The organism is Solwaraspora sp. WMMD791, assembly GCF_029581195.1.
Taxonomy (GTDB): Bacteria; Actinomycetota; Actinomycetes; order Mycobacteriales; family Micromonosporaceae; genus Micromonospora_E.
In genome coordinates, this window is sequence record NZ_CP120737.1 from 6,751,751 (window position 1) to 6,763,764 (window position 12,014).

Genomic DNA, 12,014 nt, shown 5'->3' on the forward strand with positions numbered 1-12,014 from the left:
AAACTCCGAGCGTCGCCACGGTGCGACATTTTTTCGCATCGCCGGCCCGAACGCGGCCGGCGCCGTGAGGAGTTTCGATGTTCAGTTCCCTACGGAGCTGGCGGTTGCCGCGTCTGGCGTTGGCGATCGCCGTACTGCTCGGGGTGAGCGCCACGGCGGCGGTGGCTGCTGGCCCGCACGGCCCCAAGCCGACCGTCGTGCTCGTGCACGGCGCGTTCGCCGACGCGTCCGGCTGGACCGACGTGACCCGTAACCTGCTGCGCAAGGGCTACCCGGTGATCGCCCCGGCCAACCCACTCCGCGGCGTCGACTCCGACGCCGCGTACCTGCGCAGTGTGCTGGCCACCATCGACGGCCCGATCGTGCTGGTCGGCCATTCGTACGGCGGTTTCGTCATGACCACCGCCGCGACCGGCGACCCGGACGTCAAAGCACTGGTCTACGTCGCGGCGTTCGCCCCGGACGCGGGCGACACCGTCGGCGGCCTGGCCAGCCAGTTCCCTGGCAGCCGGCTCGACCCGACCGCCCTCGACATCCGCCCCTACCCGGGCGGCAACGACGGTTACATCAAGACCTCGGTGTTCCGCTCGGTGTTCGCCGCCGACGTGCCGGCCGGCACCGCTGCGGTCATGGCCGCCACCCAGCGTCCGGCCGAACTCGCCACCCTTGGCCAGCCCGCCGGCGAACCCGCCTGGGCGACCATTCCGACATGGACGCTGGTCGCCACCGACGACCAGGTGATCCCGGCTGCCGCCCAACGGTTCATGGCACAGCGGGCGGGCGCCCGAGTCACCGAGGTCAAGGCCTCGCACGCCGTCATGGTCGCCAAGCCCGGCCCGACCACCGACGTCATCCTCGCCGCCATCAAGGGAGTGTCCTGATGCCGTACGTGACCACCGCCGACGGCGCCGAAATCTTCTACAAGGACTGGGGCCCCGGCACGGGCCGCCCGGTCGTGCTCAGCCACGGCTGGCCGCTGAACTCCGACAGCTGGCAGATCCAGGCGCTGTTCCTTGCGGAGCACGGGTTCCGGGTGATCGCCCACGACCGGCGCGGCCACGGCAGGTCGACCCAGACGTGGGACGGCAACGAGATGGACACCTACGCCGACGACCTGGCCACCCTGATCGACACCCTGGACCTGCGGGACGTCACGCTGGTCGGCTTCTCCACCGGCGGTGGAGAGGTGGCCCGGTACGTGGGTCGGCACGGCACCGGCCGGGTCGCCCAGGTCGTCCTCGTCTCGGCGGTGCCGCCGATGATGCTGCAGACCCCGGACAACCCGGGCGGCGTACCGATCGAGGTCTTCGACGGCATCCGGGCGGGCTCGCTGGCCGACCGCTCCCAGACCTACCGGGACCTGGCCGACGGGCCGTTCTTTGGTAACAACCGGCCCGGCGCGGTCGTGTCGCAGGGCATCCGGGACGCGTTCTGGCTGCAGAGCATGGCCTCCGGGCACCGCAACGCCTACGAGTGCATCGCCGCGTTCTCGGCCACCGACTTCCGGCCCGACCTGGACGCGATCGACGTACCCACCCTGGTCATCCACGGCGACGACGACCAGGTCGTGCCGTTCGCGGTGGGCGGCCAGGCATCGGCGGCCCGGATCAAGAACGCCCGCCTCCTCGTTTACCCCGGTGCGCCGCACGGCATCACCGACACGCATCCCGAGCAGCTCGGCCGGGACCTGCTCGACTTCGTGACCTCGACTGCCTGACCGGAGAGGACGTCTGACATGGCACCCGACACCATCGTGCTGATCCACGGATTCTGGGTCACCCCGCGCAGCTGGGAACACTGGATCAGCCACTACGAGGCCAAGGGCTTCCGGGTCCTGGCACCCGCCTACCCTGGGTACGAGGTAGAGGTGGAGGCGCTCAACGCCGACCCGACCCCGATCCTGCAGTCCACCGTGCCGCAGATCATCAGCCACTACGAGGCGATCATCGGCGAGCTGGAGAACCCGCCGATCATCATCGGCCACTCGGCCGGCGGCGCGTTCACCCAGATCCTGCTCGACCACGGCTTCGGCGCGGCGGGGGTGGCGATGAACTCCGCTCCGACCGAGGGCGTCCGGGTGGTGCCGTTGTCGCAGGTGAAGTCGACGTTCCCGGTGCTGAAGAGCCCGGCGAACCGGCACAAGGCGGTGCCGTTGACGTTCGAGCAGTGGCAGTACGCCTTCACCAACACGTTCACCGAGGAGGAAGGCCGGGCACTGTGGCAGCGGTACGCCATCCCGGCCAGCGGCGGCATCCTGTGGGGCAGCGTGCTGGCGAACTTCCAGCCGGGCCACCAGGACATCTGGGTCGACTACCACAACGACGACCGGGCGCCGCTGCTGTTCGTCTCCGGCAGTGAGGACCACATCATGCCGCCGACGATCCAGGCGTCCAACGCCAAGCACTACAAGTCGAACACCATCACCGATCGGATCGAGTACGAGGGATACGCCCATCTGCTGCCGGCCCAGAAGGGCTGGGAGGCCATCGCCGACGAAGTCCTCGACTGGGCGCTGCGGCACGCGCGGTGAGCGACGTCCGGATCACCCACATCGGCGGTCCCACCGCGTTGATCGAGGTGGCAGGCTGGCGGATCCTGACCGATCCGACGTTCGACGGCCCCGGCCGGACATACCGGTTCGGCTGGGGCACGGCGTCACGCAAACTGGCCGGTCCGGCGGTGCCGCCGGACACCCTGGGCCACATCGACGTGGTCCTGTTGACCCACGACCACCACGCCGACAACCTCGACGACGCCGGCCGGGCGCTGCTGCCGTCGGCCGACCGGATTGTCACCACGATGGCCGGCAGCCGCCGCCTCGGGGCCGCCGCCCTCGGCTCCGCGTCGATTGTCGGGCTCGCGCCGTGGGGTGGCACCGAGTTGACCGCGCCGGGCCGTCCGACGGTCGAGGTGACCGCGACTCCGTGTCGGCACGGGCCGCCGCTGAGCCGCCCGGTCTCGGGTGAGGTGACCGGGTTCGCGCTGCGCTGGCCAGGTCAGCGGTACGGCGTACTGTGGATCACCGGTGACACGGTCCTCTACCCCGGGGTACGGCAGGTGGCGCAGCGGTTCACCGTGGGCACGATGGTGCTGCATCTGGGGGCGGTGCGGTTCGGTCTGACCGGTCCGCTGCGGTACACGATGACAGCCGCCGATGGTGTGGAGCTGTGCACCCTGGTCGAGGCGCGGACGGTGGTGCCGGTGCACTACGAGGGCTGGGGCCACTTCACCGAGGGCCGCGCGGCGGTCGAGGCCGCGTTCACCGATGCCCCGGAGCCGGTACGGCGCAGCCTGCACTGGCTGACACCCGGCACGGCCACGTCTCTGCCGGTCTGACCTGGGCTCCCGGTGCCGGTGGTACCTCCACCGGCACCGGGATCGGGCGCGCCTCTGATCTTGCGGCTGCGGTCGGTCGGCTCCCCGGTGACGGGTTTTCGCACCCGTACCCGTCACCCCTGAGACGGGACACGGCGAGGCGGAAGGATGACGTGATGAGTGCGGACAGCGGCTGGCGGAGCTGGACGGCAGCGGGCTGAGCGAGGTCGACGAGCCGGCGTTCGCGAAACTGACGCAGCGGCACCGGCGCGAGCTGCGCGTACGCCTCAGCGGGCCCGCCGGAATGCGGGCCCACCTTCCGTCGAGCGGCAGGACCGGACCGGCGGGCAGGACGACGCCGGTACGGGCGAACTGGTGCGCCGCTACACCGAGTATCAGACGCCCCAGTCGCGTCGGGGTACCGCCGCCTTCGTGATCGTGAAGTGTCCCGACCCGCTCGAGGTCGCGTCGCCTCGGGTCTCGGTGCGGTCCATCACCACGTGCCGTCCGAAGTTCGGCACGAGTGGGCGGCCGGTCTCCCGCTTGAGCCACAGCCGGAGCAGGTGGCGCTGCCTCCCCGGCTCGGGATGGTCGATGAACTCGGTCCGTGAGTGCAGCGCGGCGTAGTTCAGGAGCCACTGGATGTCACCTGGCTGGAAGTCCATGTCCAGGGCCACGCCGGGCTCCTGGCTGATGTCGTCGAGCAGGGTCAGCACCTCGAGCTGCTCCGGGGTCAACGGCGGTACGTCCGGGTAGTCCTGAGCCGCCTTGATCATGCCGCTGCCCGCGTACATGCTGAACACGCCCTCGGTCCAGCTGACGATGGGCGAGGTGTACCAGTCGGCCGGCGCGTCGGGGTCCTGCCGACGCCAGTCGAAGTACCACGGCTCCAGCAGCAGTGGCGCCAGGTTGGGTCGCCGACGCAGCACCTCGTTGAACAGGGTGGCCCCGCTGACCAGGCTGCTCGCGCCGCCTTCCTTCGCGGGCCGCAGACACATCAGGGCGACCACGTCGGAGCTGTCGGAGTGGAAGGGCAGCCGGTCCCGCACCCGCGACGGTAGGGCGGTACGGTCCTGCAGGGTCTTGTCGGACGTGGCGATCACGTGATCGACGAGGTCGCCGAGCTCGTTCTGCCGCATCGGCACGCCGAGGTGCAGGCCCATCAGGTAGAAGATGGCTGCGGCGAGTGTGTCGTCGTAGTCGTTCATCCGCAGGCCTCGCACCAGGACGAAGCCCCGGCCGCTGTCCATCTCCCGGCCGAACCCGGTGATCGCGTCGGCGGTGACCGGGAGCGGGTATTCGGCTGCGGTGACGGTGCGCAGATCGGGATCGTCGGCTACGAAACGGCGACCGACCTGCTCAAGCTCATTGATCTGTGCGTCGTCCAGGTGGTAGATCCACTCTCGGCTGGTGGAGAGCTGGTCGCCCCGCCAGGCACACGGGGCGGTGACGGGGCTGAGTACGGGGACAGTGGTCATCGTCAGGTGTGTCCTCTCTGATGCCCGGACAGGCGCTCCGCCGAGGCCGGCTGCCACGCGCTGGGGTACGAGCGTCGCTTCATCTGCCCGGCTGGGGTGCGGGAGTGAGGTCGAGCTCGCGCGTCGGAGCCGTCTCGGACTGGAGGAGACAGGGATGGGGCTTGCCGCGTCACGCGGGCCTTCGGCCACCATCGATGAACGGGTCGCTGCCCGTGGATGAGCCGAACGCCATCGCGCCACACCACCGTGCCCGTTTTTGGGCAGAGTGGTGCCAAAGGCGGGGTCGCGGCTTAGAAGGGTACGAGGGCCTTGCCGGCACCGGTGCCGGGGCGGATCGCGGGGAACTCCGGGCCCTTCCAGTGTCCGATCGGCGCACGGGTGATGGCTGGTACGGCCGCGACGGGCTTCTCCCAGCTCATGTCCACTCCCGGGTCGACGGATTCACGGGGCAATCTGTTGGCGAAGCTAGCCGCCGCTGTACGTCTTGTCAACAGGGATGGCGTATCGTCATGTGACCCGCGTGTTAACTGATCACGGTGGTTCTCTCGGCCTTGTGGACACCACTACGCGAGATCACATCCCGCATCTTGACATGGGATTTGTCGGCCCGTACCTTCGCTGCAAGTCGGTGAGAGCGTCAGGCGCTGCTGGGGTGCAGCCGGACGCCGGGCCGGACCGAGTGACGGCCCACGCCAGCTCGCGATGCCATGAACCTGCGTGCCAGACCGATCCCGTCGGCAGAGCCGGCGAGACGATTTTTCCGGGCTCCGGGCGGATCAGTCCGCGACGGTGGGCTCGCGTGAACACCCCATAAACCATCTACTTCCTTCGCTGTACAGCCCTGTCACCGGTTTCGGTGTCAGGCGACCTCAGCTGCATACACAAGATCAGGAGTGGTGACATGAGCACACGACGCTTGGGCGCGGTGGCGGTCTCCGCCGCGCTGCTCCTCGTGAGCGCCTGCGGTGGCAACGACGACTCCGCCGACGCCGCAGGAGGCGACACCAAGGTTTCCGTCACCAGTTTCGGGTGCGAGATCTGGAACACCTGGGCGATCGACAAGGGCATCTACGCCAAGCACGGACTGGACGTCGAACTGGTCCGGGCCGGGGGCGGATCGGCGGCGGTGGCCGCCGTTCTCTCCGGGGCAGCCGATTTCGGTTACGTCAACGGCTACACGGCGATCAACGCCTACAACACCGGTTTCCCGATCCAGATGGTCTCCGGCGCGAACGTCAACGCACTGCCGCCGGCCGAGCCCGCGCAGGGCGTCTTCGTCGGCAACGACTCACCGATCGACGCTCCCGCCGATCTCGTCGGCAAGAAGATCGCCGTCAACGAGATCAACGGGATCAACCAGATCGTCACCTCGAACTGGCTGAAAGCCAACGGGGTGGAGCCGGACAGCGTCAGCTTCGTGGCGTTGCCGTTCGCCGAGCAGATCCCGGCGGTGCTCAACGGCCGGGTGGACGCGGCGCAGCTGGGCTACTCGCTGCTGGGCGACAACAACGACACCGTACGGAGCCTGGCCGACCCGTTCGCCAGCATCGACAAGGTCTACATCGCCACGTACGTCTCCTCGAAGGAATTCGTGGCCGACAGCGACGCGGCCAAGCGCTTCCACGAGGCCCTCACCGAGACCATGGAGCAGCTCGAGGACCCGGCGAACACCGACGAGTCGTTCCGGCTGCTGTCGGAATGCCAGAAGGTCCCGGCGGAGACCCTGGCCGCCCAGCCACAGAACGCGCTGGAGCCGGCCGTCGACATGGCCGCCCTGGAGCAGATGGCCCAGCAGATGGTCGACCTCAAGCTGATGCCGGAGACGCCCGACCTCGAGTCCCTCGTCGCCGACTTCGCCCGGTCCTGAGCCGGGTTTCCAGGCAAGGACGCAGCGTGCGGAAGGGAGACGTGACATGGCGCCTGGCGTCGGTGTGACCCAGACAGTCGAGTCGACGGTCCGTCCTACGCCGCCCTCCGGCGGGCCGACCACGGCCCGCCGGAGGCGCCCCGTACCCGATTGGGTCATCGGGCTGGCCGGCGCGGCGACGATGCTCGTGCTGTGGGACCTGGTGGTCCGCAGCGGTGCGGTGTCCCCGGACTCCCTGCCGTACCCCGGCACCACCCTGCTGCGGGTCGGCGAGCTCCTCGTCGACGTCACCTTCCTGACGGAGGTGGCGCACACCCTGTGGGCCTGGCTGATCGCCATGGTCGCCGCCAGCGCCGTCGGGATCCCACTGGGCCTGACGCTGGGCTACTTCTCCGCCCTGAACCGGCCCGCGTCCTCGGTCGTGCACGCCGGCAGGTCGATCCCCTCCTCGGCGTTCCTCCCGATCGCCATCCTGCTGTTCGGGCTGGGCACGCAGATGAAGGTCTCGCTGGCGATCTACGCGATCTTCTGGCCGATCCTGCTGAACGCCATGTACGGCGTCCGGGACACCGAACCGCTGATGCTGGCCACGGGACGCAGCATGGGCTGGGGACGGCTGCGGCTGCTGCGCCGGGTGGTGCTGCCGTCGGCGGCCCCCGCCATCGCCACCGGCCTGCGGGTCGCCAGCTCGACGGCGCTGATCGTGGTGCTCTCGGCCGAGCTGCTCGGTGCCACCAGCGGCGTGGGAAACGTGATCACCACATACCAGCAGGCGCAACGCCCGGACTTCGTCTACGCGGGGATTCTCCTCGTAGGAGTGCTCGGAATGCTGCTCTATTACGGCTTCAACCTGGCCGAACGCCTCATCGTGCCGTGGGGCCAGGCGCAACGGGAGGGCGGGAAGTGAGCACCAACGACGCGACGCGGCCGAGCCTGGTCGGCTCGGCGCTGGCGGTGGGGCGGGGCGTGCAGTCACTGTGGCTGCTCGCGCTGCTCCTGGTGGTCTGGGAGATCGCCGCCCGGCTCGCCGGCTCCCTGTTCATCCCGCCGGTGTCGCAGATCTTCGTCGCGTTCGTCGACACCTGGCTCTCCGCCTCGCCCACCTCGCTGTTCCTCAGTGAACAGTTCCGCACCGACGTGCTGCCCAGCCTGGCGCGACTCGGCCTCGGCTACGGCACGGCCGCCACGGTCGGCATCTGCGCCGGCATCCTGATCGGCGTGTGGCGACCCGCCGGCGCGTTCTTCAACCCGCTGATCCGGCTCGGCATGTCGGTGCCGGTGACCGCGCTGCTGCCCATCGCGATCGTGGTCTTCGGCATCACCAGCGGCATGAACGTCTTCCTGATCGCGCTCGGCTGCCTGTGGCCGATCCTCATCAACACCTACGACGGGGTACGGGGCCTGGACCGCACCGCGGTCACCGCCGCGAAGAGCCTGCGGTTGACCCGGCGTCGCTACTTCCTCCAGGTGCTGCTGCCCGGTGCCAGTCCGGCGATCTTCGCCGGCCTGCGGATCAGCATCGGCATCGCCCTGGTCCTCATGGTGATCTCCGAGCTCTACGCCGCGACCGCCGGGCTCGGCTTCTACATCGTCAACCAGCAGCGGCTGTTCCGGTTCCCGGAGCTGTGGTCGGCGATCGTGCTACTGGCGCTGTTGGGGATCCTCTTCAACGCCATCTTCGCCCTGGTCGAACGCCTGCTGCTCGGCTGGCACCGCAACGTGCGGCCGGACGGCGCGGAACGCCACTGACCCGTCGGCCGACCACACCAGGCACAAACGCAGAGGAGGACCGGATGGAACCGGTGACGATCCCGCACCACCAGCAGGACCCGGCCAGCGCGACGCCCGTGCTCGACGTCCGCAAGGCGGGCAAGTCCTACCCCTCCCGCAAGGGGGAGGTGCTGGCCGTACGCAGCATCGAGTTCGCCGTACACGCCGGCCAGTTCGTCTCGGTCGTCGGCCCCTCCGGCTGCGGCAAGACGACACTCATGATGTGCATCGCCGGCCTGCTGCCCATCTCCACCGGGGAGGTCGTCTTCCGGGGAGAGACCATGTCCGGCCCCCGCGACGGCGTCGCGGTCGTCTTCCAGGACTACAGCCGGTCGCTGTTTCCCTGGCTGACGGTCGAAAAGAACGTCACTCTTCCGCTGCGCGACCGGCGGCTGCCGCGCGCCGAGATCCGCGACCGGGTGCGGCAGTCGCTGGAGATGGTGGGACTGGCCCACGCCGCCGGCCTGTATCCGTGGCAGCTCTCCGGCGGTATGCAACAGCGGGTGGCGATCGCGCGCGGGCTCGCCGTACGGCCGGAGATGCTGATCATGGACGAGCCGTTCGCCTCGGTCGACGCCCAGACCCGGGCGAGCCTGGAGGATCTGCTGCTCAAGATCTGGGCGGAGACGGGGACGACGGTGCTCTTCGTGACCCACGACATCGACGAGGCCGTGTACCTGTCCGACCGGGTGATCGTCCTGTCGCAGGGGCCGTCCACCGTCGTCGCCGACCTGCCGGTCCCACTCGACCGGCCCCGGGACCAGATCGCGACCAAACAGACGTCGACCTTCGGCGAACTTCGGGAAGAGGTCTACTCGCTCGTCATGTCCTCCCAACGGCGCACCTCCCTGTCGGCCGAACCGACCTGACCACCTGCGGCTGCGGTCGGTCAGGCCGGGTCGTCGGCACGGTGCGGTGACTTACGCGTACGGATGCCGGCTGTCGCCGCCGCTGCGGTGAGCAGCAGGCAGGTGACGCCGATGCCGAGCAGCGGGAGCCACGGAATCGTGATGGGCGCGTCGATGCCGGCGGCCAGGTCCGCCGTGGTGGCGCGGCGTACGAGCCAGCCCATTAGCGCCATGGTGGCACCGCCCAGCAGCAGACCGGTGCCGCAGACGAGAGCCGCCTGCCAGATGGCGGCTCGTCTGACCTGGTCGGGGCTCGCGCCGAGAAGCTGGATCAGGTCGCGTTGCCGGCGCCGTTGGGAGGCGCCGATGAGGGTGGCGTTGACCATCGCGATGGCGGCGTACAGGCCGGCCGGGCCGAGCAGGATGATGAGGCCGAAATTGTTGGACTCGCGGGTCCGCGCCGCGATGGCGTCGACCCAGTCGCCGGAGTCGACGATCCGGCTGTCGGTGCCGGCGAGCGTGCGCCGCAGGGATTCCCGTGTCGCGGCGACGTCGGCGCGCGGGACGACGAAGACCGTCCCGGTGGCCCGGACGCTGTCCGGCGGGAGCAGTTCGGCCGGGACGACGAGTTCGGCGTACAGGCCGGGTGCGTCGGGGAGGACGGCGACGACCCGCAACGGGACCCGCTTGCCGTCGATCCAGACCGGGAGGGTGCCGCCCAGGTCGACGCCGGCGTCGGTGACCCAGGTGGCGGTGACCGCGACCGCGTTCCCGTGGAAGTCGTCGAGGGTGCCGCGCGTGGCGGCCAGGCCCCGGGCTGCGGACGCGGTGGCCAGGTCGACGACCTCGACCCGGTCGGGTTCGCCGGGGCTGCCGTCGTCGTCGTGCGCGAGCGTGGCCTGCCGGCGTACGTCGGCAGTCGCGACGGTCCGGTCGGCCGCGACCGACGAGGCCGCATCCGACGCGGCTGTGGCCGGGCTGCCCACCTCGACGACCAGCGGCGCGTGCAGCCGGGCCCGGTTCTGCGCGGTCGCCCAGTCGGCGGTCAAACTGAGGGTCAGCAGCAGCGACCCGGCGATAGCCGAAATGGCCAGCACCGGGGCGGCGACCGCAGCGGTGGTGCGGGCAGCGGCGCGTACCTCGTCGCGGGCCATCCGAGCCGTCACGTCCCGCCCGATGAACGGGCGGGCGAGCAGGGCAGCGAGCCGAGGGATGACGGCGGGTCCGATGCACATCAGGCCGATCACGACCACCTCGGGCAGCAGGATGGAGGCGAGCATCGACAACAGCGGCGGCTCGTCGGCGGCGGCCACGACGGTGGCCACCAGGCCACCGAAGCAGAGCGCCGCGACGACGAACTGAACGACGCTGGGCCGGGTCCGCTCGACCGCGGCCTCCCGCAGCGCGGCACTGGGGCTGATCCGGGCGGCCCGGCGCGAGGACCGCCAGGCCCCGAGGAGCGCGACCGCCGCGCCGGTGGGTGCGGCGACGACCCAGGCGATCCACGGGCTAGGGGCCTGCAGGTCGAGAGTGGTGATCCCGACCGCCCGGACCAGCCGGAGAACGGCCGGAGCCGACACCGTGCCGAGTAGGCAGCCCACCGTGGTGGCCGCGGCCGCGACGACGACGGACTCGCCCAGCAGGAGCCGGCGTACCTGTCGTGGTGTCGCGCCGACCAGACGCAGCAGGCCGAGCTCACGACGGCGGCCGGCCACGACGAAGCCGAACGTGCTACCGACCACGAAGAGAGCCATGAACGCCGAGATCGTCGACATCATCCCGAACATCGCGGCCAGGCCGTCGAGCTGGGCCCGTTCGTCGGCGCTCGTGCCGGGCCGGCCGTCGGTGGCGTCGATGCTCCCGATGAGCGTCACGGTGACGGAGATCAGGACGACCCCGAACAGCAGAGCGACGAAGGCCCCGAGGTAGCCGCGCCAGGAGTGGTGCACGGTCTGCCGGGCCAGGGCCAGCGTCGTCGGGCCGCGCATCATCGCCGCTCCAGGTCGTTCATCGTCTCGGCGATCTGGCCGGCGTCAGCGCGGGCGAGATGCCCGACGATCTGCCCGTCGGCGAGGAACAACACCCCGTCCGCGTACGAGGCGGCCAGCGGATCGTGGGTCACCATGACGACGCTCTGGCCGCCGTCGGCCAGCGACCGCAGCAGCCCGAGCACGTCGCGTCCGGTGCCACGATCCAGCGCGCCGGTCGGCTCGTCGGCGAACAACACGTCGGGTCGGCCGTGCAGCGCCCGGGCGATCGCGACCCGCTGCTGCTGACCGCCGGACAGCTCCGACGGCCGGCGTCGGGCATGCTCGGCGAGGCCGACGTGGGCCAGCGCGGTCCGTACCGTGGTCGGATCGGCACGGCGCCCGGCCAGCCGGGCCGGAAGCGCGACGTTGTCGAACGCGGTGAGTGCGTCGAGCAGGTTGTACGACTGGAAGACGAACGCCATCGCCGTACGCCGGAAGCGGGTCAACTGGGTCTCGTTCAACGTGTCGAGCCGGGTCCCGCCGACGGTCACCCGCCCCCCGGTCGGCCGGTCGAGACCGGCGGCGAGCTGGAGCAGGGTGGACTTGCCGGAGCCGGACGGCCCCATGATCGCGGTGAACGTGCCGCGCTGGAACACGTGGGTCACGCCGCGCAGTGCATGCACCGAGCCGGCGCGGGAGCGGTAGGTGCGGCTGAGACCGTCGAGTGTGACGGCCGCCGGAGTTGCCTGGGTCATGCCTCCAGTGG

At 70.2% G+C, this 12,014-nt stretch carries 12 protein-coding genes; 8 read left to right on the forward strand and 4 right to left on the reverse strand.

All coding sequences use genetic code 11. The features are described 5' to 3' along the window. Window positions 1–77: 77 nt before the first annotated feature. Genes O7623_RS30460 through O7623_RS30475 form a run of 4 tightly spaced genes read left to right on the forward strand, consistent with a single transcriptional unit; the run spans window position 78 to window position 3,336 of the window. Window positions 78–881 carry an alpha/beta hydrolase gene (locus tag O7623_RS30460; protein ID WP_282226359.1) on the forward strand — a complete coding sequence of 268 codons (804 nt, stop codon included), beginning with the start codon at window positions 78–80 and terminating at the stop codon, window positions 879–881. After that, on the forward strand, window positions 881–1,717 hold the full coding sequence (locus O7623_RS30465) for an alpha/beta hydrolase (protein WP_282226360.1): 837 nt from the start codon (window positions 881–883) through the stop codon (window positions 1,715–1,717). The genes O7623_RS30460 and O7623_RS30465 overlap by 1 nt, the downstream gene beginning before the upstream one ends. Before the next feature lie 18 nt (window positions 1,718–1,735). Beyond that, the gene (locus tag O7623_RS30470) at window positions 1,736–2,530 is read left to right on the forward strand and encodes an alpha/beta hydrolase (RefSeq protein WP_282226361.1); all 795 of its coding nucleotides are present in this window, start codon (window positions 1,736–1,738) and stop codon (window positions 2,528–2,530) included. Then, on the forward strand, window positions 2,527–3,336 hold the full coding sequence (locus O7623_RS30475; protein WP_282226362.1) for an MBL fold metallo-hydrolase: 810 nt from the start codon (window positions 2,527–2,529) through the stop codon (window positions 3,334–3,336). The genes O7623_RS30470 and O7623_RS30475 overlap by 4 nt, the downstream gene beginning before the upstream one ends. 374 nt (window positions 3,337–3,710) lie before the next feature. Here O7623_RS30475 and O7623_RS30480 read toward each other — a convergent pair whose 3' ends face one another. Then, window positions 3,711–4,793: a TauD/TfdA family dioxygenase gene (locus tag O7623_RS30480; protein ID WP_282226363.1), complete on the reverse strand. Its 1,083-nt coding sequence runs from the start codon at window positions 4,791–4,793 to the stop codon at window positions 3,711–3,713. 290 nt (window positions 4,794–5,083) lie between these two features. Continuing rightward, complete coding sequence (locus tag O7623_RS30485; RefSeq protein ID WP_278168079.1) at window positions 5,084–5,212, reverse strand: hypothetical protein; 129 nt, start codon at window positions 5,210–5,212, stop codon at window positions 5,084–5,086. Between the two features lie 482 nt (window positions 5,213–5,694). Here O7623_RS30485 and O7623_RS30490 point away from each other — a divergent pair, with 482 nt between their 5' ends. The 4 genes from O7623_RS30490 to O7623_RS30505 are packed head-to-tail and all read left to right on the forward strand — an operon-like array spanning window position 5,695 to window position 9,299. Further along, on the forward strand, window positions 5,695–6,660 hold the full coding sequence (locus O7623_RS30490; RefSeq protein ID WP_282226364.1) for an ABC transporter substrate-binding protein: 966 nt from the start codon (window positions 5,695–5,697) through the stop codon (window positions 6,658–6,660). 46 nt (window positions 6,661–6,706) lie between these two features. Further along, the gene (locus O7623_RS30495) at window positions 6,707–7,567 is read left to right on the forward strand and encodes an ABC transporter permease (protein ID WP_282226365.1); all 861 of its coding nucleotides are present in this window, start codon (window positions 6,707–6,709) and stop codon (window positions 7,565–7,567) included. Continuing rightward, the gene (locus tag O7623_RS30500) at window positions 7,564–8,409 is read left to right on the forward strand and encodes an ABC transporter permease (RefSeq protein WP_282226366.1); all 846 of its coding nucleotides are present in this window, start codon (window positions 7,564–7,566) and stop codon (window positions 8,407–8,409) included. Before O7623_RS30495 ends, O7623_RS30500 begins: the two co-directional genes overlap by 4 nt. Before the next feature lie 44 nt (window positions 8,410–8,453). Continuing rightward, complete coding sequence (locus O7623_RS30505; RefSeq protein ID WP_282226367.1) at window positions 8,454–9,299, forward strand: ABC transporter ATP-binding protein; 846 nt, start codon at window positions 8,454–8,456, stop codon at window positions 9,297–9,299. A gap of 20 nt (window positions 9,300–9,319) precedes the next feature. Here the strand turns inward: O7623_RS30505 and O7623_RS30510 are convergent, their stop codons facing one another. Together O7623_RS30510 and O7623_RS30515 are read right to left on the reverse strand one after the other, a co-directional pair. After that, on the reverse strand, window positions 9,320–11,269 hold the full coding sequence (locus tag O7623_RS30510; protein WP_282226368.1) for an FtsX-like permease family protein: 1,950 nt from the start codon (window positions 11,267–11,269) through the stop codon (window positions 9,320–9,322). Beyond that, window positions 11,266–12,003, reverse strand: a complete 738-nt coding sequence (locus O7623_RS30515; RefSeq protein WP_282226369.1) for an ABC transporter ATP-binding protein — start codon at window positions 12,001–12,003, stop codon at window positions 11,266–11,268. The genes O7623_RS30510 and O7623_RS30515 overlap by 4 nt, the downstream gene beginning before the upstream one ends. Between the last annotated feature and the right edge of the window lie 11 nt (window positions 12,004–12,014).

Coding starts and splice junctions, on each gene's coding strand:
- O7623_RS30510 (WP_282226368.1), bottom strand. CDS start 11,269: ATGATGCGCGGCCCGACGACGCTGGCCCTGGCCCGGCAGACCGTGCAC.
- O7623_RS30490 (WP_282226364.1), top strand. CDS start 5,695: ATGAGCACACGACGCTTGGGCGCGGTGGCGGTCTCCGCCGCGCTGCTC.
- O7623_RS30460 (WP_282226359.1), top strand. CDS start 78: ATGTTCAGTTCCCTACGGAGCTGGCGGTTGCCGCGTCTGGCGTTGGCG.
- O7623_RS30485 (WP_278168079.1), bottom strand. CDS start 5,212: ATGAGCTGGGAGAAGCCCGTCGCGGCCGTACCAGCCATCACCCGTGCG.
- O7623_RS30495 (WP_282226365.1), top strand. CDS start 6,707: ATGGCGCCTGGCGTCGGTGTGACCCAGACAGTCGAGTCGACGGTCCGT.
- O7623_RS30480 (WP_282226363.1), bottom strand. CDS start 4,793: ATGACCACTGTCCCCGTACTCAGCCCCGTCACCGCCCCGTGTGCCTGG.
- O7623_RS30465 (WP_282226360.1), top strand. CDS start 881: ATGCCGTACGTGACCACCGCCGACGGCGCCGAAATCTTCTACAAGGAC.
- O7623_RS30515 (WP_282226369.1), bottom strand. CDS start 12,003: ATGACCCAGGCAACTCCGGCGGCCGTCACACTCGACGGTCTCAGCCGC.
- O7623_RS30470 (WP_282226361.1), top strand. CDS start 1,736: ATGGCACCCGACACCATCGTGCTGATCCACGGATTCTGGGTCACCCCG.
- O7623_RS30505 (WP_282226367.1), top strand. CDS start 8,454: ATGGAACCGGTGACGATCCCGCACCACCAGCAGGACCCGGCCAGCGCG.